Source organism: Thermostichus sp. MS-CIW-23 (genome assembly GCF_054059455.1).
Genome location: NZ_JBSSCC010000007.1, coordinates 47,658 through 69,120, shown reverse-complemented (window position 1 = coordinate 69,120; position 21,463 = coordinate 47,658). Strand labels below are relative to the sequence as shown.

At 58.9% G+C, this 21,463-nt stretch carries 17 protein-coding genes; 13 read left to right on the top strand and 4 right to left on the bottom strand.

The genetic code is table 11. The features are described from left to right. Positions 1–59 precede the first annotated feature (59 nt). From ACVW0B_RS04320 to ACVW0B_RS04300, 5 genes are all read left to right on the top strand, one after another. A complete protein-coding gene (locus tag ACVW0B_RS04320; RefSeq protein WP_457491032.1) occupies positions 60–1,025 on the top strand; it encodes an SPFH domain-containing protein in 966 nt (321 codons plus the stop codon). Between the two features lie 12 nt (positions 1,026–1,037). Then, entirely contained in the window at positions 1,038–1,577 is a 540-nt protein-coding gene (rimM, locus tag ACVW0B_RS04315) for a ribosome maturation factor RimM (protein ID WP_457491031.1), read from the top strand. A 201-nt stretch (positions 1,578–1,778) separates the two neighbouring features. Continuing rightward, the gene (gene gyrB, locus ACVW0B_RS04310) at positions 1,779–3,707 is read left to right on the top strand and encodes a DNA topoisomerase (ATP-hydrolyzing) subunit B (protein WP_457491030.1); all 1,929 of its coding nucleotides are present in this window, start codon (positions 1,779–1,781) and stop codon (positions 3,705–3,707) included. A gap of 202 nt (positions 3,708–3,909) precedes the next feature. Continuing rightward, a complete protein-coding gene (plsY, locus tag ACVW0B_RS04305) occupies positions 3,910–4,521 on the top strand; it encodes a glycerol-3-phosphate 1-O-acyltransferase PlsY (RefSeq protein ID WP_041436109.1) in 612 nt (203 codons plus the stop codon). A gap of 42 nt (positions 4,522–4,563) precedes the next feature. Then, the gene (locus ACVW0B_RS04300; protein WP_414329655.1) at positions 4,564–4,932 is read left to right on the top strand and encodes a gamma-glutamylcyclotransferase family protein; all 369 of its coding nucleotides are present in this window, start codon (positions 4,564–4,566) and stop codon (positions 4,930–4,932) included. On the opposite strand, the gene ACVW0B_RS04295 is transcribed toward ACVW0B_RS04300, so the two are convergent. The 4 genes from ACVW0B_RS04295 to minC form a co-directional block, all read right to left on the bottom strand. Beyond that, positions 4,910–7,216, bottom strand: a complete 2,307-nt coding sequence (locus ACVW0B_RS04295; protein ID WP_457491029.1) for a cation:proton antiporter — start codon at positions 7,214–7,216, stop codon at positions 4,910–4,912. The two genes, ACVW0B_RS04300 and ACVW0B_RS04295, sit on opposite strands and share 23 nt — an antisense overlap. A gap of 397 nt (positions 7,217–7,613) precedes the next feature. Then, entirely contained in the window at positions 7,614–7,916 is a 303-nt protein-coding gene (gene minE / locus ACVW0B_RS04290) for a cell division topological specificity factor MinE (RefSeq protein WP_011431985.1), read from the bottom strand. Positions 7,917–7,998: 82 nt separating this feature from the next. Beyond that, positions 7,999–8,805, bottom strand: a complete 807-nt coding sequence (minD, locus tag ACVW0B_RS04285) for a septum site-determining protein MinD (RefSeq protein WP_457491028.1) — start codon at positions 8,803–8,805, stop codon at positions 7,999–8,001. After that, positions 8,802–9,536, bottom strand: a complete 735-nt coding sequence (gene minC / locus ACVW0B_RS04280; RefSeq protein WP_457491027.1) for a septum site-determining protein MinC — start codon at positions 9,534–9,536, stop codon at positions 8,802–8,804. The genes minD and minC overlap by 4 nt, the downstream gene beginning before the upstream one ends. Positions 9,537–10,433: 897 nt before the next feature. Here minC and ACVW0B_RS04275 point away from each other — a divergent pair. From ACVW0B_RS04275 to cobN, 8 genes are all read left to right on the top strand, one after another. Further along, on the top strand, positions 10,434–10,901 hold the full coding sequence (locus tag ACVW0B_RS04275; RefSeq protein WP_457491026.1) for a hypothetical protein: 468 nt from the start codon (positions 10,434–10,436) through the stop codon (positions 10,899–10,901). A gap of 69 nt (positions 10,902–10,970) precedes the next feature. Beyond that, entirely contained in the window at positions 10,971–11,798 is an 828-nt protein-coding gene (locus ACVW0B_RS04270) for an LmeA family phospholipid-binding protein (RefSeq protein ID WP_457491025.1), read from the top strand. Positions 11,799–11,901: 103 nt separating this feature from the next. Continuing rightward, the gene (gene ftsY, locus ACVW0B_RS04265) at positions 11,902–13,395 is read left to right on the top strand and encodes a signal recognition particle-docking protein FtsY (RefSeq protein WP_457491024.1); all 1,494 of its coding nucleotides are present in this window, start codon (positions 11,902–11,904) and stop codon (positions 13,393–13,395) included. Positions 13,396–13,422: 27 nt separating this feature from the next. Further along, the gene (locus tag ACVW0B_RS04260) at positions 13,423–15,198 is read left to right on the top strand and encodes a DUF2254 family protein (RefSeq protein ID WP_457491023.1); all 1,776 of its coding nucleotides are present in this window, start codon (positions 13,423–13,425) and stop codon (positions 15,196–15,198) included. A gap of 100 nt (positions 15,199–15,298) precedes the next feature. After that, positions 15,299–17,077: an ArnT family glycosyltransferase gene (locus ACVW0B_RS04255; protein WP_457491022.1), complete on the top strand. Its 1,779-nt coding sequence runs from the start codon at positions 15,299–15,301 to the stop codon at positions 17,075–17,077. Between the two features lie 43 nt (positions 17,078–17,120). Continuing rightward, positions 17,121–18,185, top strand: coding sequence for an ABC transporter permease (locus tag ACVW0B_RS04250; RefSeq protein WP_457490624.1), 1,065 nt, complete (start codon positions 17,121–17,123; stop codon positions 18,183–18,185). Positions 18,186–18,352: 167 nt separating this feature from the next. Continuing rightward, on the top strand, positions 18,353–18,808 hold the full coding sequence (locus ACVW0B_RS04245) for a gamma-glutamyl-gamma-aminobutyrate hydrolase family protein (RefSeq protein ID WP_457491021.1): 456 nt from the start codon (positions 18,353–18,355) through the stop codon (positions 18,806–18,808). 286 nt (positions 18,809–19,094) lie between these two features. Next, positions 19,095–21,308, top strand: a complete 2,214-nt coding sequence (gene cobN / locus ACVW0B_RS04240) for a cobaltochelatase subunit CobN (RefSeq protein ID WP_457491020.1) — start codon at positions 19,095–19,097, stop codon at positions 21,306–21,308. The last annotated feature ends 155 nt before the right edge of the window (positions 21,309–21,463 follow it).

Here is a 21,463-nt window from a genome sequence, read left to right as displayed (position 1 = left end):
GAGCAGTCCCAGCAACCGTCTAGAATGGGGACTGAACTCCCCCTTAGGAGAAAAGCCCTATGCCAGGTATCTTAGCGGCCATTGCCCTGATCTTTGTCGGCTACCTGTTCAACTCGGTCAAAATCATCAGCCAGGGGTATGAGGCATTGGTGGAGCGTTTGGGCAGGTTTCATCGCAAGCTGACCCCAGGATTGCACTTTATTCTTCCCCCTATCGATAGGATTGTGTTCCAGGAAACCATCCGCGAGAAGGTGTTGGACGTGCCTCCTCAGCAGTGCATCACCAGCGACAACGTCTCTTTGATGGCCGATGCGGTGGTCTATTGGCGCATCACCGACATGATCAAGGCCCGCTATGCGGTGGAGGACGTGCAGCGGGCTTTGGTTAACCTGGTGCTGACGGCTCTGCGGGCAGAAATTGGCCGCATGGATTTGGATCAAACCTTTTCCTCCCGCGCCGAGATCAACGCCCGCCTTTTGACAGAGCTGGACGAGGCCACAGATCCCTGGGGGATCAAGATCACGCGCGTGGAAGTCAGGGACATTCAACCCTCTAAGACTGTGCAAGACTCGATGGAAAAGCAGATGGCTGCCGAGCGGGAGAAGCGGGCCGCCATTCTGAAATCAGAAGGGGAGCAGCAGGCCAGCATCAACCAAGCGGCTGGGGCCGCCAAGGCGCAGCTATTGCGGGCAGAAGCGGAGAAACGGGAGCGGCTGCTGTTGGCTGAGGGCACGGCTGAAGCCATCAAGACCATCGCCGCCACGCTGCGGGAGAATCCAGAGGCAGCCAATGCGTTGCAATACCTGATGGCGCAAAACTATATCGACATGGGCTTCAAGGTAGGCAGCAGTCCCAGCGCCAAGGTAATCTTCATGGATCCCAATTCGATCCCTGGCACCCTGCAAGGGCTGCTCTCCATGGTGGACGTGGCCAAGGGTGGGGAAGGATCTCGCGCGGCGGCCTCTCAGAAGCTGCGTACCCCGGCTTCTTTCCCAACCGAAGTGGACTTTCCGCGGCTCGACTGAGTTTGACCGACCATGATGGCCCGGGATCCCGATTGGCTGCTGGTGGGACAGGTGGTGGCGGCCCACGGCTTGCGGGGCTGGCTGCGGGTTAGGTGCTGGTCGGATTTTCCAGAGCGCTTCACAGAGCCTGGACCACGCTGGTTGCAGCGGGATACGGATCCCGAGCCCCTGCTGCACCCCTTGATCGAGGGGCAGTTTTTCCCGGCTAAGGGTCTTTATTTGGTGCGACTGGAAGGGATCCCCAATCGAACGGTGGCTGAGACCTGGGTGGGGGCTAGGCTGCTGGTACCGGCTTCCCACCGCTTGCCCTTGCAGCCGGAAGAGTACCACTACCGCGATCTCATCGGCTTGACCGTCTATCGCCAGGGGGAGCTGCTGGGACAGGTTTCGGGGATTTTGGCAGCCGGCCAGGATGTGCTGGAGATAACAACCCCTGATCACCGGCAGGTGTTGATCCCCTTTGTGAAAGCCCTGGTGCCCGTCGTGGATTTGGAAAAAGGCGCGCTTCACGTGCAGCCGCCGCCTGGGTTGGTGGAGAGCTTTCTGGGTTAGAGTTCGGCAAGACGGCCTGACTTCCGTACCTGCATCCCATCCTGAACTTGGCCCTCAGAAGCGCCTGTGTGGCCGTTCTAGCCTTTTGTGCTATCATGGGGACAGTTTTTTGATGATAAGCTGATTCCTGGCCTTTAAGGTCAATTTTTCTGGGTTTCTGTTGATCTTGGCCGGGAGCCTTCCTCGGGATTGGAGTTGGGAATGACGGAAAACTACGGTGCAGAGCAGATCCAAGTTTTGGAAGGCTTGGAGGCTGTGCGCAAACGCCCTGGCATGTACATTGGCTCCACTGGGCCGAAGGGGTTGCACCATTTGGTGTACGAGGTGGTGGACAACTCCGTTGATGAGGCCCTGGCCGGCTATTGCGACGATATTCAGATCAGCCTGCATCCCGACGGCTCGGTATCCGTTTTGGACAATGGCCGCGGCATTCCGGTGGACATCCACCCCAAAACCGGGCAGTCGGCTCTGGTTACGGTGCTGACGGTGCTGCACGCGGGGGGCAAGTTTGGCGGTGGCGGCTACAAAGTCTCCGGTGGGCTGCACGGGGTGGGCGTGTCGGTGGTGAATGCCCTCTCCGAATGGGTGGAGGTGACGGTTTGGCGAGAGGGCAAGGTTTACTTTCAACGTTTCGAGCGCGGGGCGGTGGTGGGATCCCTGAAATCTGAACCCCAACCCAAGGGATCCAATCGGCGGGGTACAGAGGTGCGCTTCAAGCCGGATGGGCTGATCTTTCCCGAGCGAGAGTTTGACTATGCCCTGCTGGCGGCCCGCTTTCGCGAATTGGCCTACCTCAATGCCGGCTTGAAAATCACCTTCAGCGATCTGCGGCGGGATCCGCCCCACTGCGAAACCTATCAATATGCAGGCGGCATCAAGGAATATGTAGCCTTCATCAACCACGAAAAAACGCCCATCCACTCCGACATTATCTACATCCAAGGGGAGCGGGATGGCGTGGAGGTGGAAGTAGCGCTGCAGTGGTGCTCGGATGTGTACACCGACAATTTGATCGGCTTTGCCAACAACATCCGCACCAACGAAGGGGGTACCCACCTGGAGGGCTTGAAAACCTCTCTTACCCTCACCATCAACAGTCAAGCCCGCAAGCTCAACAAGCTGAAAGATTCCGACAGCAACCTGGCCGGAGAAAATGTGCGCGAGGGGTTGACGGCCATCGTCTCGGTCAAGGTGCCCAACCCCGAGTTTGAGGGGCAAACCAAAACCAAGTTGGGCAACACCGAGGTGCGGGGCATTGTGCAAACCCTCGTCTCCGAGGCGCTCACGGAGTACTTGGAATTCAACCCCAACGTGGCCAGGGGGATCGTCGATAAGGCCATCCAGTCCTTCAATGCTGCCGAGGCAGCCCGGCGGGCCAGAGAATTGGTGCGGCGCAAATCTGCCCTGGAATCTTCCACGCTGCCGGGGAAGTTGGCCGATTGCAGTTGCCGCGACCCGGCGGAGTCTGAGGTGTATTTGGTGGAAGGCGACTCTGCAGGGGGCAGCGCCAAACAAGGTCGGGATCGGCAGTTTCAGGCGGTGTTGCCCCTGCGCGGCAAGATTCTCAACATTGAAAAGGCAGATCCCGCCAAGATCTACAAAAACGCCGAAATTCAGGCCATGATCACAGCGCTGGGTTTGGGAGTTAAAGGCGATGAATTTGATCCCAGCCAACTGCGCTACCACCGCATCATCCTCATGACCGATGCCGATGTGGACGGTAGCCACATTCGCACCCTGTTGCTGACCTTTTTCTACCGCTATCAAAAGGCGCTTCTGGAACAGGGCTATGTCTATATCGCCTGTCCGCCGCTCTACAAAATCGAGTGGGGCCGCAACAATGTTCGCTATTGCTACAGCGACGCCGAGAAAGACCAGATCCTGCGGGGGCTGCCTGCCAACACCAAGTACACCATCCAACGGTTCAAGGGTCTGGGGGAAATGATGCCCGAACAACTTTGGGAGACCACCATGAACCCGGCAACGCGCACCCTCAAACAAATCACCATCGAAGATGCGGTGGAGGCGGATCGCATTTTCACCATCTTGATGGGAGATGCTGTTGGTCCCCGACGGGAGTTTATTGAGGCCCACAGTGCCCATTTGGATCTGGCGGCTCTCGATATTTAGCGACTCTCGATATTGGGTGGAGAGAACTCTGTCCCGCCTCTTCGGGGCCCACGGCAGGGGGAAAGTGCTCCGCACCGCTGGCGCGAACGTAACGGTGTTGCAGACGAGGCCGCGAGCAGCCAAAAGCTCCCGGACGGGGCAAGATCCCAGTTGCAGCCCAGACCCTGTGGCAAAGTGAGGGAAGAGCGTTCCAGATCCTGCTATGCCTGCATTGCTTACGGCTCTTCTTGCGGTGCTGGGGGGCTATCTCCTGGGATCCATTCCAACCGGCTACTGGGTAGGCCGTTGGTGGGGAGGCATCGATATTCGCCAACAGGGATCCGGCTCTACCGGAGCAACCAATGTGTTGCGGACGTTGGGCAAGGGGCCCGCCCTGCTGGTGTTGCTGGTGGATGCTGCCAAGGGGGCAGCAGCAGTGGCTCTGGGATCGGCCTTGGGATCCGCGTGGTGGGTGGTTTTGGCGGCATTGTTCGCAGTGATCGGCCATAGCCGTTCCTGCTGGCTGGGCTTCAGGGGGGGCAAATCGGTGGCCACCAGCCTGGGGATCTTGTTGGCTATGGCTTGGCCGGTAGCCCTGACAACTTTCGGCGTCTGGCTGCTGGGGCTCGCCCTCACCCGCATCGTTTCCTTCAGCTCCCTGCTGGCGGCAGTGGCGGCTCCGGTGGTGATGTGGGCAACAGCTCAACCTTTGCCGTATTTGTTGTTTGCGTTGGCGGGCGGGGTGTATGTGATCGGTGCTCATCGGCGCAACATCGAGCGCCTACTGGCCGGGTCGGAGCCGCGCATTGGCCAAAAATGGACGCAATCTCCCTAATTTTCAAGGCACTGTGAAGCAGCTGTATTACTCCGCAACGCTATGCAACCGACCACAGTGGTTTTTGTCTACGGATCCCTGCTGCGGGGCGGCCAATACCACAGCTTGCTGCAGGGGGCAGAATTTTTGGGGACAGACAGCCTCAACCACATTGATCTTTACAGTCTCGGCCCCTACCCGATGGCAGTTCGTGGCCGAAACCGGCTCTACGGCGAGTGCTACCGCATCCCCTTGAGTCTATTGCCCCGATTGGACGAGCTGGAAGACCACCCGCGGGTGTACGAACGGCAGTGGGTGCAACTGGATAGCGGCACCTTTGCTTGGGTTTATCTGGGTCGGCCTGAGCAGGTGCAAGGGTGCTCGCTCATCCCCAGTGGCCGCTGGCTGGCTAGAGATCAAAGTGGAGCTTGACGCCCTCAACATACTGGGGCAGCACCAAAGACTCTATCCCACTGTTGTGCTCCGCACCGCTGTCGCGAACGCGAACGGCTGCCGACGGATCCCATTCTTGGGAATCAGACTCTTTGGCGGAGAGAGCACCGGCATCCACAGGGCTGGAAACGCGCTCCAGGTAGTAGATGCGATCCCCGCGTCGCCAAATGTCTGGCTCAGGCAGGTAGAAGAGCCGACCCGGTCGAGATGAGCCGCTCCTCAGCCGCTGCGGGCGCACCAACAACAAGGGCAGGCATAGATCGGCTTTGATTCGATAGGCAAACTGATCCCGCAGCCGTTCAAGGGTGGGATCCTCCAGTCCCATCTGGGCCAGGAAGGGATTGGGCAGCGCTGGTGCTGAAAAAGCGCTCCGCACCGCTGTCGGGAACGACTCTTGAGCCGTCAAGACATCAGCTTTATTGCTCCGCACTGCCTCCGGCAGGGTTGAGGCCGCATTCGCAGAAGCGTCACGTAGCGATAAAGGAAGAGGCAGGCCCAGGTCTGCCAACGTGGGTAGGGTGATCGAGCGCAGCTCGGCCCGATTGGCCTCCAGATAGCCGACCCAGCGCTGCAGTTGGGAGAAGGAAGGCTGCAAGGTGCGGATCCCTTCTGAGATAGGCATATCCGGCAGCAACACCGTCCAGATGGTGGCAGAAACCGAGAGCTTAACCATCAACTCGGCAATGGCCCAGTTCACCTGCGGATCCAGAGTGAGGATCAACAGGGTTTCCGCATGGTCGATATCAGCCTTCAACAGAGCAGACTCGTTCAGCACGGCCTCCTGCAGGGATCCGGGGGCAGCCTCTGGCTTCAGGTCAGGTTTGTGGGTGCCATTGCCATGTTGCTCTGCACCACTGTTGCTCCGCATCCCTGACGCGATGGCGGCACGACGCTTCTGCGAAACGGGGTCTTTGGCGTCCGCTGAATGGGAAGCTTCGTAGCTGCCATACCCATTTTTGGAAGCCCCAGAAAGCAGTGGGATCACCTCGACTGTCTGGTTCAGCGAGCGCATCAACTGGGCCAATTGGTTGGTGAGGGGATGATCGCCGATGATTATGGTGGAACTGCCCTGATCCAGACCCAGCCAACGGGCCACCCAAGCCGCGGTCAGCCCCTGTACCGTCACCGTCACCGAGATGGTCAAAAACACCAGCGCCTTGAGGGCATCCCCCCCAGTAATGCCGCGTTCTGTCAGCAAAATGGCAAACAAGGAGGCCACCGAAGCCGCCACAATGCCCCGAGGAGCCAGCCAAGCCACAAACAGCTTCTGCCGCCAATTCAGGTCGCTGCGCCAGGTACACAGCCACACACTCAAGGGACGGATGACCAGCATCAAACACAGCACTGTGGCCAGGGATCCCCAGCCCAGGGCAAACACCGCCTTGAGGGAGAGCGTGGCAGTCAGCAGGATAAAGATCACAGAGATGGCCAACACCACCAACTGGCCGTGAAACTGCCGCACACCCCGCTCGGCAATGGCCGCCTTCTGCCGCACCACCAGGCCCGCCATCACCACTGCCATCAGCCCCGCCTCCGATCGCAGCGACTGGGCCAAGGCAAACACCCCCAGGGCCACCGCCAGCACCACCGAGTTGCGCAGCTCCTCGGTTAAAAACTGCCGCGACCAAAGCAGGAAGGATCCCATCAGCCAGCCCCCCAGCGCTCCCACCGCCGACCCGATGGCCAGACGGCTGGACAACTGTTCCAGGGCCATGAGAAAACTGGGATGGCCGGAGAGCACCACCTGCAGCACCACCACCGCCAAAATGGCCCCGATGGGATCGATGAGCACCCCTTCTCCTTCCAGGAGCGTGCTGACTGCCGGATCGACCCGTACCCGCTTCAAGATGGGGTTGATCACCGTCGGCCCTGTTACCACCACCAGGGATCCAAACAAAAAAGCCAGCCGCCAGGGAAACTCCCCCAGATAGTGAGCTGCTGCCGCTCCCCCCACCAAGGTCAGCAGGGATCCCAACAAAACCAAATTGCGCAGGCTATCCGATACCGGATTGAGGCGTTGCAGCCGCAGGTTCAGTCCCCCCTCAAACAAGATCAGAGCCACTGCCAACGACACCAGCGCTTCCAGCCCGGATCCCATGACTTGGGGATGAACCCAGCCCAAACCATCTGGCCCCAGCAACAGGCCAAACAGCAGCAGGAATACAATGCTGGGCACTTTGACAAAATTGGCCAGCACCTGAGCAGCGATCCCAGCCACCAGGGCTAGCGTAAACAGGATCGTCAGCTCAAATGAATCTTGCATATTGAGGCTTAACCGAACGCAATAGCGGGACGGAGCCCTTACCTTTCCAGCTACTGAACGCCAACCCTCTCATTGTTTCCATCGTTTTGTTTCCATCGTTAACGTCGTTATTACTCCGCAACGCTAACGCCAATACAGACTGCTGGAAAGTCTCCAATCGTCAAGGTGGCTCTGCCCATCACGTCAGCAGTTCATGAGCTCGAACATGCAGAGTTAACATTTAGTTAACCTCTGTGTGCTGGCTCCATAAAGTTGCAAAAGCTACACCCAGCTCCACTCTTTCTACAGTACACACGACTTACCTCAACCTATCACAGAGCGGGCTTGACGACCACTCTGGCGTTGGGAGCCCTGTTAGAATGAAGGCCAATTAACATGCTGCCAGAAATCTCCCCTTCTAGGCTTTCTCGCCTTCTGAGCGGCTGAGACCGGTCTCTAAGGGCTTAACGCGACGGATAGGCAGATTGGCAATAAGAGCAGTCGTTCCCCCTTCCGTGGCCAAGTGAAACTGCATCCCTTCTGAATCCAGCTCCACATAGCGGGACACCACCCCCAAAATCTCCAGGCGCATTGATTCCAGCGCCGCCGGGGTGAGGTCAGCGCGGTCATGGGCCAAGATCAGCTTCAACCGTTGCTTGGCTTGCTGGCGGCTGTTGCCGGAGTGCCGAGAAAAAAGCTGATCCAAAAAATCGAGGAGCATAGGTTTTGTTGGCTTTGTTACTCAGTTGTAAACAGGTCAAAATTGCCATTGCAACCTGGATGAGTTAGAGATGGAACAGTCGTCAGAGCACCTTTTGGTTTAAAAACCGTTTGGCCCGCTCCCAAAAGGACTCGCCCAAGCTGGCCAGCTTGGGAAACTCCACCGCTTCCCCTTCTAGCCGTCGGGCAATGCGCTGGATGGCCTGAGCAGCCAGAGTTGGATTGGCGGAGAGAACCAGGGGCTCCCCTTTGTTGGTGGAGACGATCACCTCGCGGTCTTCTGGAATAATACCCACCAAGGGGATGGCCAGCACCTCCACCACATCTTCCACCAACATCATCTGGCCGGCTGCCACCATGTCCGGGCGCAGGCGGTTGACAATCAGCTGAGTCGATGAAATCTGTGCAGCTTCCAGCAGGCCCACCACGCGATCTGCATCCCGCACCGCTGCCACTTCTGGGGTGGTGATGATGATGGCCTCGTTGGCTCCGGCGATGGCATTGCGAAACCCCTGCTCGATCCCAGCAGGACAATCGATCAGCACGTAGTCATGGCTGCTGGCCAGCTTCTCGATTAACTGGCGCATCTGATCCGGATGCACCGACGTTTTGTTGCGGGTTTGGGCTGCCGGCAACAGCGAGAGATTGGGGGTGCGCTTGTCTTTCACCAAAGCTTGCTCGAGGCGACATTCCCCGGCGATCACCTCTAGGGCTGTGTACACCACCCGATTCTCCAGCCCCAGCAGCAAATCCAGGTTGCGCAGGCCAAAGTCTGCATCCACCACCACCACCGAGCGACCCAAGCGCGCCAAGGCAGTGCCCAGGTTGGCCGTCACGGTGGTTTTGCCGACTCCACCTTTACCAGAGGTTATGACAATGACTCGGCTCATACTCCTCTCCGCAGAAAATCCTGAAGGCTGGCGACGCAGATGACATCCTCCTGCAGGTAAACCACTTCAGGGGTGTTGGGCAGGGATCCACCTTCTGGCGGACGGGCCACTTGATCGGCAATGCGCAACTGAGTGGGCTCCAACTGCAAAGCCAAAATTACAGCTCCCTTGTCGCCGTCGGCCCCCGCGTGAACCAAGCCGCGCAAGCGTCCCCAAACCCAAATATCTCCTCCAGCAATGATCTCGCCGCCGGGGTTGAGATCCCCTAACAGGAATACCGAGCCCCTGTGACGCACGGACATGCCAGAGCGCACCGTCGAACGTAGGTACAGAGGTGTGGTGTCTGGGGGAGCAGGGGGAACTGCCTCCAAAAGGGAAGATTGCTCCACAGAATAGCCCAACGTTGCTGCTGCGATGGCTGTCGAGCGGGATCGAGTTTGAACGCGCCACAGTTGCAGTCCATGCTGAGACAATAGGGCAGCAAGAAGTTGTAGGGTGGGCATGTCCAGCTCTCGCTGCTGGCTCCAGAGGGTGAGGGGAGCGACCCCGGCCCAGTAGGGTTTGCGGCTGTGCAACTGCCAAACCAGGTTTTCCCAAAGCTCTTCCCAAGGTAAGGTGCTGGGCAAGTGCAGATGAATCCCTTGTGCATCCGACCGAAAGTAAACGCTGCCCGTGGCCCAGGAGTCTGGAGATGGGGAGATTTCAGGGTTCCATGTAGGGGATCCCGTCATGACCGCCCTTAAACGTCTGCCTGAATATAGAGCCCTATCCTATTCCATTCCCCCAAGCCAGGGGAAACTCTCTCGGCGGTTGCCCTTGATAGCAAAGCGGTTTCGCTTGGGTGGCAGGACAATCTGGCTTCGGGATCGCTAACTTGAGGGTACTTGATGGAGCCAATTCCTGATGTTGAAACCTCGCCACACCCTCAGGCTGCTCGCGCCAGCAGGACAGGATCCTCTCCTCTCCAAGGGGTGGAGTTCTCGCGCGGTGAGACCGGTCGCCATTGCCCTACTCAGCATTCTTGCGGCATCTGGGATGGGATCCCCTGCCCATGCCCAAGATCTGGGCCGTTTGCTGATTCATGGCCTTCAGTGGCTGCAGGTGAGCCAGTTGAACGATGCCCAAGAGGTGAGCTTAGGCCGCCAGATCGATATTCAGGTCAAATGGGGACGCGTCCAGGGTAGAAGCTCGAGCTGCAGGAGCAAACCAAAGCAGCAACGCCCACAGAGCCGGTGCCGGCCACCTTGCCCAGCGCCAATAGGAATAGGGGATCCCTGCCATAGACTTTGCTAACTCACTAGTGTACCGTCCGCTTTGGATTTTGCCAGGGAGTGGCTGAAGCGAAGAGGACGTCATAGCTGCGCAACGCTAACGCGACTGGCCGGCATCGTCTCAGGAACCGTTGGGTCACAGCCGGCGGATCCCATGCCAAACTTTGGTTTAGAATAGGTTTAGAATATTTTTAGATTCGAGATTCAGTCTCACTCATTTGAACTTGGGGAGGCCAACCTTTAGCCTTGCCAAGGATATCCCTCTTCTGCAGCGCTCCACTGGGATCTAGCTTCCTGCCCTTTCCCGTCCTGTTTTGTTCATTATCTCTATTATCTCTACCAACTCAGGAGTTTCTTATGGCCGTTCCAAATGGTCATTCCGGCACGCTTCCAGAGCAAGAGGCTTCTTCTATGGGAAAGGACGCCCTCCCGCTAACGCAAACGGGTAACGCTCTAAACCTGGCTCCCCTGCCTGCTGATGGGGCCTCTGCGGCTGCTCAGATGCCGGTACTGCTGGGGGAGAAATCCGGCCCGCCCGTGTTTCCCAGCCCTGTCAAGTTCAGCGAAATTGAGATTGACCACCGTCCGGTTGGGGCTTCAACCCTGAAAGTGGTGGATTACTATGCCGACGGACGTCCAGTTGCTGCTGCAACTCTCAAAGTCGTGGACACTTGGGGGGAGGGACGCCCAACGGTTGCCTCTGGCGCCAAATTCATCCATGACCCCGCGCTCAATCGGCCGATAATGGCCGATGGCCTGAAAATTGCCAAAACCTTTATGGGCAATCGCCCCATTGAGGCCAGCCCCCTCAAGGTGATGCGCTAGCCCGGATCCCCAAGGGGGGGCCAGGGATCCCCTTGCTAACCTAGGTTAGGGCACATCCGGTTAGTGATCATGGAGATCCTGTCGGTTCTCTTGGGGCTGTTGGCGAGCTTGGGAGGAGGAGCGGGCTATCTGGCGGATCAGACGGCGCGGCAGCTTCTGTTGGATCAGTTGGATCGGGCAGAGGTTTTGGAGGTGCGTATTCAAAGCCAGCCCAATTACCGACTGCTGAATGGCCAAGCGGATCGCCTGCTGATTGCCGGTCGCGGGCTCTATCGAGCGCCCTTTCCCCGCATCGAGCTTCTGGAGCTGGAAACTGATCCGGTGGCAATTGACCCTTCTTTTTTCCAGGGGGCTCCCTTGCGCCTAGCGCGACCTCTGCAAGCGGCGGTACGGGTGTTGGTGCGGGAAGAGGACTTGAATGCTGCCCTCAACAAGCCAGAGGTGCTCCGCCAGTTTCAGGATATCCGCGCCGATCTGCCCTTTGGGGGAGCGGGAAGGGAAGCTCGCCGTTTCGATCTGCGTCAGCCTCGAGTCGAGTTTTCGGATCCCAACCGCATTCAGCTCTCTGCCCTCTTGGTGGAGAAAGACGGCGGTACCGAGCAGAAGGACTCCGTCCAGCCAACGCGAGCAGTGGAGGTGGTGTTCAACGCTGGGATCCGCGTGGAAGAAGGGCGCAGCCTAAAGCTGGAGAATCCGGAGTTTGTGATCGGTTCTGTGCGGGTTCCCGATGAGATCTCAGCAGCGTTTTTGGGCGGGCTCAATGAGGTGCTTGACCTGCAAGAGCTGGAAGAGAGCGGGATCCTGATGCGGGTGCTCAGCCTAGAGATAGAGCCTGACCAGTTGCAGGTGATTGGGTTTGTGCGGATGGAAGGGTTGGAAAGGACCTCGTCCCGCTAACGGGGATCCCCATTGAGCAGGGATGAGCTCCCCAGGGCTGCGCTCTAGCAGGAGAGCTGCTCTGTCAAACTGGATAAAGATCAGCCAGGCTGGAGATGGGATTATGGCCTTCGATTGGTTTCGCCGCCGCTATACCGACTCTACCGACTCTCCTGGTGAAGCGGAGTCTTCGCCACCAGCCCCCGCGCCAGCCACAGAACCGGCGGAGATCTCCCCTGAAGACTATTTGGCTTTTGCCAAAGCCGCCTATGCCAACCTGAAGGCCCGTGCTGCTGCCCAAGCCCCACCGGCAACCCAGGACTCTGTCCCGCCTGCGCGAGCAGAATCCGTCCAGCTGCAGCCACCGGCCTCGACTGAGGACTCCGGCCCACTTGCCCAAGCAGAACCCCGTGAACCCGTCCAGTCCTCCACTCCAACACAAGAACCAGCATCTCCAGAATCGCCCCCTGTGCAGCCGGCGGCAGCTCCCTCGTTTTTCGATCTGGCTCCCCGCGCTGCTGAGCGTCTCCAAGCCCTGCAAGCCAGCGCCGTGGATGAGCCCAAACCCGAGGCGGCGACTGCAGCGGTTGCTCCTTCTCCAGAGACTGGGCCGGAAGAGCTGGTCTTCGATGAGGGCTTCCGCTGGTCAGCCGAGATCCTGGCGGCCCAAGGGCGCAAACCGGAAGAGATTTCCGTTGAGGAAATCTCCTGGCTGCAAAAGCTGCGGCGAGGCTTGGGCAAAACTCGCCTTAACCTGATCAACCAGTTGAAAGCGCTGGTAGGCCGCGGCCCCCTGGATCAGAAGGCTGTGGAAGAAATTGAGGCCCTGTTGCTGCAGGCCGATGTGGGGATCGACGCCACCGAGCAGATCATCCAAGCCCTACAAAAGCGCATGCGAGAGGAGGTGGTGCCCCCAGAGGAGGCCGTCAAATACCTCAAGCAGCAGATGCGGCAGATGTTGACGGTGGGGAATCCCACCTTTGCCCCACAACGGGACACGCTCAACATTTGGCTGATTGTCGGGGTGAATGGGGCGGGCAAAACCACCACCATTGGCAAAATTGCCCATGTCGCCCGCAAGTCTGGATACCGCTGTCTGATTGCTGCTGCTGATACTTTCCGGGCTGCTGCTGTGGAGCAGCTCAAGGTTTGGGCAGAGCGAGCAGGGGTAGAGGTAATCGCCAATCCCTCTCCCAATGCCGATCCGGCAGCGGTGGTTTTTGACGCCATCACAGCCGCCAAGGCCAGGGGCACAGAGCTGCTGTTGGTGGACACGGCAGGCCGTCTGCAAAACAAGAAAAACCTGATGGACGAGCTAGCCAAGATCCGCCGCATCGTTGACAAAAAAGCTCCCGAAGCCAAAGTAGAAAGCCTTCTGGTGCTGGATGCCACCCAAGGGCAAAACGGGTTGCGCCAAGCCGAGGTGTTTGCCGAGGCTGCCAAGTTGAGCGGTGTGATCCTGACTAAGCTGGATAGCACCGCCAAGGGGGGGATTGCCCTGGCCATTACGCAGCAGATGAACCTGCCCATCCGCTTTATCGGCGCCGGAGAGGGGCTAGAAGATCTGCGGCCTTTTTCCAGCTACGAGTTTGTGGAAGCTCTTCTAAGCGAGTATTGAGGCACCCCCTCTCTGAGAAGGGCCATTGTGAAAGAGAGACACACAGATCCAGGCTTTGTTGGGCGTCGCCCCCGCTTTCTGCCCTGGAGTGCTGCAGTGGTGGGGGCAGGTTTGCTTTGGGCTTGGGGTGGGCACCGCTGGATCCAGAGCGGGTTGAACCTGGTTCGGGCGGGATCCACGCAGGATACAGAAGCTTTGCAGGAATTTGTAACCACCTTGGCTCAGGTGTTGTCGGGGGTGCTGGGCTTTACCCTCTCGGTGGTGGCCATTGTGGTGCAGTTGAGCGCGGATCGCTTCACGCCAAAGGTCACGGAGCTGTTTTTGCGCGAGAAAGTCAATTTCTACCTCTTCTTTTTCCTGATTCTGGCCAATGTGGTCAGTTTGTGGAGTTCGGCAGCCCTGAGCCTTTACGTTCGCGTCGGCGGTGTGGAGCAACAACGTCTGGGGCTGCTCATCGGTCTGAATTTGCTGCTGGGCACAGCCTCGTTTTTGGTGCTGATCCCCTACTTTCGCTTCGTGTTTCACTTCTTGCAACCGGCCTCGATTATCCATCGCATTGAGCAGCAGGTGCGGCAGGCCGTTTTGGGATCCCTTGCTTCCAGGAGATCAGGATCGGACTCCGGATCCAAGAGGGGCTATTTCTCCCGTTGTTCACTGCAACTGCGGCCTCGTCACGACAACGTTGTGCAGCAACAGCGATGCGCAGGAATACAGGGTGCCGTAGGCATAGCAACAGAGCAGCACTCTCCAATGGGCGAATGCTCGCCAGCTCATCAGCGCTGCCTGTCTGCCCTCGATGAGATCAAAAGCATCGCCACCAGCGCTCTCCGCCAACAGGAGGGAAGCATTCTCTTGGAAGCCTTGGATAGCCTGAAGTCTCTATGGGTCTTCTATGCCGCTCACAAAGCACAACTGCCCCCTGCCTGGTTTCTCTTTACCCCGGCTCTGCGGCGGGATCCGGACTTTGCTTCGGTGGATAGGGGCCTGCTGGGCCGGATCGAGGCAGAAGGATCCTGGCTGGAGCTGAAGATCCTGCGGCAGTATCAAGCCTTATTTGCCGAAGGGCTAAACGGCATGCGCCAGGCGAGCACCCTGGTGGCCATTCACAGCCGGGAGCTGGGGATCCGCGCCCTGGAAGCCCAACAACTCACGGTAGCGGGGTGGGTGATCAAGTTTTTCAACACCTATCTGCGGGCCGTCATCAACGCGCGAGACATCCGCAGCGGCTACAACCTGCTCAAGCAGTACCGCTTGTTGGCCGAGGCAGCCCTACAACACCGCCAGTCGGCTCTGGTCTTGCAGATTGTTGGCTACTTTCGCTACTACAGCTTAATTGCCTACAAAGCTGGCCTCTTTTTCCTATCTGAAACCTTTGGCTTTGATCTGGGAATGTTGGCCCAGTCGAGCTGTGCTCTGGGCTCTGAAACAACGGAAGCCATTGTGCAAGCCTTGTTACGTCTGGATCAGGATCCCGAAAGCGAGCAACAGGAAACCACCCTGCGTGGGATCCGCAAAACCCAAGTCCGCTTGGCAGCCTATTTCCTCAGTCGTGGCCGGGAGGACTGGGCCAGGCTGATCTATCAGGATATGCAGCACGAGCCCCTGGCGCGCCTGCAGAGCATCCACCAAGAGCTGCTCTCTACGGCTGCAGAGTTTTGGGAGTTTACCGACCGGGGGGAGAACTTCTACTACTTGGAGCCCGCTCTTTGGCCCTATGCCGAGCAGTTTTTTAGCTGGTTTCAGGGCTTAACCTTGCCGGCAGATAAGCTGAAGAGCTCCTCTGGATCTCTGGAGCTTCCCTAAAAAATTCTGCCGATCGCGTAAGCGGGACGGAGTCCTTGTCTAGTCTGGTTAGAGCCGCCCCTTGCTGACTTGTCCCATCGCGTTAGCGGGACGGAGTCCCATGCGTCCTTTCGGCAACCCCAACCGTCTGGGCAGTTCTCCTAGCCGCAGATCCCTGCCGGGATCCAGCTCCTTCGTTCAGTTTCGCCGCGACCCGCACCTAGTGCCCTTTTGGGGCCTAAGCCTACTAGTCATGGGCCTGGCAGTGCCTCTGTTTGTGCTTTCGGGGGCGGATCCCAGTTTGGCTGGCTGCGACGAGAGCTTTTATGCCCAAATGGCCCGCGAGCTGCTGCGGGGAGGGCATTGGCTGGGGCCCACTTTTTTGGGGGAGCCTTTTTTCGAGAAACCCCCTCTGCTCACCTGGAGCGTGGCCCTCAGTTTTGCCCTGTACGGGGTAAACGAGTGGGCAGCGCGGCTGCCAGGGATCCTCGCTGCTTTGCTCTCCATTCCCCTGGTGGGTTGGATTGGGTGGTTTTTTTTGCCGATGCGGGCGGCCTTTTTGGGGATGGCGGTTTTGCCCCTGTGCTACCTCTGGGTGCAGCAGGGGCGGCTAGTGGGGCAGGATGTGCCCTTGACCTTTCTGGAGCTGCTAGGGATCCTGGGGCTGGTCAACGGTATCCGCGGCCACAGGGTTTGGTTTTGGCTAACCGGAGTGGCCTTCGGGCTGGGCCTGCTGATGAAAAGTGCCATGATCCTGCTGCCGGGGGCGGCTTTGATCCCCTATCTCGTGCAGCAACGGCGCCGCTGGATGGGATCCGCCCCATTTTGGCTGGCGCTTGGGCTGGGCTTGGGGATTTTTGGCCTCTGGCTAGGTCCAGCCATGCAGGTGTATGGCCCACAGGTGCTGACCACCCTGGTGGGGAAGGTGTGGGATCTGGGGCAAGAGCCCTTCCATGCGGATGCCACCGGCTGGTACTACTTTTGGCACATTCCCGTTCATGGCTTCCCGTGGACGGTTTTGGCTTTGGTGGGTGGCTTTCTCCTGGTGCGCCAGCAGCCGGGATCCACGCTGCTGATCTGGTCTTTCCCCCTGCTGCTGTTGTTGTTGTTGCAGCTTTATCCCACCAAAACCCCCTACTACACCGTGCAGCTTTACCCCTGGCTGGCTCTCTTGGCCGGGGTAGCCTTGGATCAAGCGTTGGCTATGCGGGGTCGCGTCAGCGGTGCGGATCGCGTTAGCGGGACGGAGTCCTTACACTTAAAGCCCCGTCTGGCCCAGGTGCTCTCTTGGGGACTGGCAGCGGTGGGGCTGTTGCTGTTGGGTTTGGGGGTGGCCGTCCGGCTAGGTGTAGACGGTCTGGAGCTCCTACAGCCTCATGCTTGGCCGCTGGTGGTGATGGGTGTTTTGTACCTCTTGCTGCCGGGGATCTGGAGTTGGCGGCGGGTGTTGCGCTGTGCCGGCAGTCTGTGGGTGGGAACCCTCTTGTTGGCCGGGATCCTCGCTATGATCACCATCGTCTTGCGGCCTGATTTCGGCAACTTCAGCCCTGCTTTTGCCCAAATGGATTGGAACCAAATGCTGCCCCCGTCCGTTCGCGCTATTCGGACGGAGTCCTCGACAGAGGCTGGGGAGACGGTGGTGGATATTGGCCGCAGCGGCTTGCCGGATGTCTGTCAGGCCCAGGCCATCGCTTTTTATACCCCTAATCCGGGGAGATGGGTGGATGATCAGGCTCTGCGACGAGGGGAGCATGGAGACTACCTTTGGGTTTCTCCGGTGCAGGCAGAACAGGTGGAGATCCGGGATTTGGGGTTACAACCTCTAGCGGCGGTGGAGGGCTGGCAACTGGTGCGCCGTTTGGATCCCCTCTTGGAGCAGGGCAGCGGGGAGCCTCTTTGAGTTTAAAAATCTTAAGTTTAAGAATCCTAGGAAGTGTTAAAGCATGGCGGGAATAGCGGAATCGGGCCGGTCGTGGGTGTCTCTGGAGCGTACCTGGGTAATCCAGGGATTGGCTTGGCTGGCAGCGCTGCTATTTGTGGCGGGGGTGATCCTGCTGGCGGGGGCTTCACCTCTCCAGGTGGCGGCCAGCATGTGGCAGGGGGCCTTCGGCACTGAAGCTCAGTTTGGCCGGGTTTTGGCAACGCTGGCTCCCCTTGTCCTCTGCTGCTGTGGGCTGGTGTTTACGTTTGTTGCCGGTCTCTACAACTTGGGCATCGAAGGGCAAATGGTGGTCGGGGCAATTGCGGCCACGTTTCTGGTGCGTCTGGAAGCGGGATGGTTGCCGCCGCCACTGGCCATTACCTTGGCGCTTTTGGCCGGGATCCTGGGCGGGGCGGGCTGGGGCCTGTTGGCTGGGATCCTGAATGTGTGGGGGCGGGTCAACGAGATCTTCGCTGGGCTGGGGCTGAATTTTGTTGCCCAAGGTTGGGTGCTCTACCTGATCTTCGGCCCTTGGAAAAGGCCGGGGGTGGCTTCCATGAGCGGGACGGAAGTGTTGGATCCCCGTCTGTGGTTGCCCACCTGGGGGCGGTCAGAGGCCAGTCTGGTGGCGTTGCTGCTGGCCCTGTTGGCTTTGGCCCTGACGGTGCTGGTGGTGGGCAACACTCGCTTCGGCCTGCAGTTGCGGGCGGTGGGGAAAAACCCTGTAGCTGCTTTCCGGTTGGGGATCCCGGCTACCCGCAGGTTGCTCATGGCATTTGCCTGCTGTGGGGGCTTAGCAGGGCTGGCGGGCGCCTTGCAGGTGTTGGCTCTGTTCCATCGCCTCATCCCCAATATCTCCAGCAATTTGGGCTTTCTGGCCTTGTTGGTGGTGATGCTGGCAGGCTTTAACCCCCTGCTGATTTTGCCGATTGCCTTTTTCTTCAGCAGTCTTAACATCGGCAGCTTGCAACTGCCTCTCTCTTTGCAATTGGAGTCTTCTTTGGCCGGTGTGATTCAGGGATCCCTGGTGTTGTTCGTCTTGCTGGCCCAAGGGATCAGCCGCCGCTACTTCCTTGGGAAAGGTTAATGGCTTCGGCGATTTCTGGGATCCCTTTGCGTTAGCGTTGCGCAACAACGAGATTTAACTCCTATCGCGGGGGAAAACTTTGGATTTTTCTGCTCAGGACAGTGGTGCGGTTCCTCTGCCGTAGGCATAGCACCATCAACATTGGGAAATGAGGCTATCGTAGAAGGATGAATCGGACATCCCCTTTTTCAAATCGACCGCTCATCGGCGTTACCACCCGCAACCGCAATGACGAGGGAGACTTTGTAGCGCCAGGCCGCTATGTGGATGCCATTCGTGCTGCCGGAGGGATCCCTGTTCTTTTTCCCCCAGGCGAAAGCGAGCCCCAGGTTTTGCTGTCTTGGGTGGATGGCCTGGTGTTGACCGGTGGCGGCGACCTCTGCCCCAGCACCTACGGAGAAGATCCGCAACATCCCCAGGTGCGCTATGTGAACGCGGAGCGGGATCGATTTGAGGTGGCCTTGGCTCAGGCCGTGCTGGCCCAGGGGATCCCTGTTTTAGGCATTTGCCGGGGGATGCAATTGTTAAATGTGGTCAGTGGCGGCAAGCTGTTCGCGGTAGCGGGACGGAGTCCTTGCGGGCATGAAAGATGTCTTGGTACTCAAATACGCTCGTTAGGCTGAGGCTTTGCCAGGGCGGGATCCCTCTGCGGCAGCTCAACACCCCAGTAGCCAGCAGAAAGCTGCCCCATGCTAGGCTCTAGGCGGTGCTGCCCTAGTCGGCAAGGGGGGACTTGAAGGATATGAAAAAAAGGGTGGGCAGGGTAGTTTTCGCAAGTGCTTTAACTTTTTTTGCCAGTTCAATTCTTCTGAGAGCCCTTCCTGACCAGTTGAGCGCTGGGAGCTGGGGTGCTTCTGTGCTTCAAGTACAGTCGCTAAGCCTGAGCTTCCTTCCCTTGGGAGAGCGGCCATGCACCGAATAGCTGCTTTGCCAGGGGGATGGGATCCTTCCCAATCCGGCGTCATTTTCTTGGAGCAGGATCCCGCTCCCATCGTTATCCTTTCGGCAGCCGATACGGATCTCACGGCCTTGAGCGCAGCCCTGCGCCTGTTGCCCGGCGATTTTCCGGCGGTGCGGGCGGCCAATTTGTTGCAGTTGCAACAGCCCCTAAGCCTGGATGACTATGCCGAGAGGGTGCTGCGGCGGGCGCAGGTGGTGCTCCTTCGCCTGTTGGGGGGAAGGGCCTACTGGAGCTATGGCCTGGAGGTAGCCAAGCAGGTGGCCGCCGAGGAGGGATCCACCCTGATCGTCATTCCTGGGGACGATCGCCCCGACTGGGATTTGGTGAGCCATTCCACTGTGCCCCTGGCGGTGGCGGATCGGGTGTGGCGGTACTGGCTGGAGGGGGGAGCGGAGAATGTGGCTGCCTGTCTGCTGTTGCTGGCTGGGGAGTTCCTAGGGGGCCGATATTCGGCGCCGGATCCACAAGGGTTGCCTCGTCTTGGGATCTACCAACCTCCCGTAGCCTCGCCGACGGATCCCCAAGCTCCCAAGGTGGGGATTTTACTCTACCGGGCCCATGTTCTGGCGGGGAATACAGAGCCGGTGGATCAATTGGCAAAAGCCTTGGTGGAGCGGGGGCTGCAGCCTCTGTGCCTTTACACCTACAGCCTTCAAGATCCCGACTTGCCCCAGGCCATTCGGGATCACTTTGGCAGCCAGATTGACCTGTTGCTCAACACCACCAGCTTTTCTCTGGCGCGGTTGGACAGCCACCAGCCCGATGTAAGCCTGTGGCAGGAATTGGATGTGCCCGTTTTGCAGGTAATCCTCAGCGGTGGATCCCGGCAGAGCTGGGAGGACTCCACGCGAGGACTGGGAGCGCGGGATCTGGCCATGAATGTGGCTTTGCCGGAGGTGGATGGGCGCATCATCAGCCGCGCCGTTTCCTTCAAGGCGGTTCAACAGCGGGATCCCCACTTGCAAACGGAGGTGGTGGCCTACGTGGCTGTGCCGGATCGGGTGGAGTTTGTAGCCGATTTGGCGGCCAACTGGGTGAAACTGCGGCGCACCCCTGCCAACCAGCGCCGTCTGGCTCTGATTTTGGCCAACTACCCCAGTCGGGACGGGCGACTGGCCAATGGGGTGGGTCTGGATACCCCTGCCAGTTGTGTGGAAATTCTCAAAGCTTTGGCGGGAGCTGGCTACTCAGTAGATCCCCTGCCCCAGACTGGAGATGAACTCATCCATTGGCTAACCGAAGGCCAGACCTACGACCCCTTGGGATCCCTGCGCCCGGCTCGGCAATGGCTTTCTGCTGCCCTTTATCGAGATTGGTTTGCCCACCTGCCTGAGCCCATCCAAGCCAACCTCATTCAGCAATGGGGGAATCCGCCCGCCCAAAACATCCCCATCGCCGGTCTCCAGTTGGGGCACGTTTTTGTTGGCATCCAGCCCCCGCGGGGCTACGACCGGGATCCCTCGTTGAACTACCACGCCCCGGATCTGGTGCCCCCCCACGAGTACCTGGCTTTTTACCTGTGGTTGCGGCAGGTCTTCGGCACTCAAGCGGTGGTGCATGTGGGCAAGCACGGCAACCTGGAATGGCTGCCCGGCAAGGGATCCGCCCTTTCCGCCACCTGCTACCCGGAGATGGCCCTGGGGCCGCTGCCCCACTTCTACCCCTTCATTGTCAACGATCCGGGAGAGGGATCCCAGGCCAAGCGGCGAGCCCAGGCAGTGATTATCGACCACCTCACCCCGCCCCTTACTCGTGCTGAGCTGTACGGCCCCCTGGCGGACTTGGAACGGTTGATGGATGAGTACGTGCAGGCCCAACAGATGGATCCAGGCCGCTGCCCGCTGATTCGCGCCCAGATTCAGGAGCTGGTTCGAGCCGAGCATCTAGACCAGCAGTTCAACTTGGAAAAAGAAGAAGATTGGAATCGCCTGGATGGCTATCTTTGCGAGCTAAAAGAATCCCAGATTCGCGATGGGCTGCACATCTTTGGCCGGATCCCTGCCGGCGAGCAGCTTATCGATCTGGTGGTAGCGCTGGCCCGCTACCCCGGCCACGGACAACTGGGGATTACTCAGGCCATTGCCCGCGATTGGGGATGGGATTGGGATCCCTTGACCGCCGATCTAACGGATCCCTGGCCAGACAAACCGCCAGCCCAGTAGCTATTCCAGTTTCAAATACGGTTTGCCTTAGCTCCCCTCTCCCTCTGAGAGAGAGGTCGGCGGTGAGAGATTCAAAAGGAGTTGATTGGGATCCCCTCTCAACTCCTCCTGAGCTACCACTTGAACAAAAATTGAAGCAACCTAGAGAGACGGCT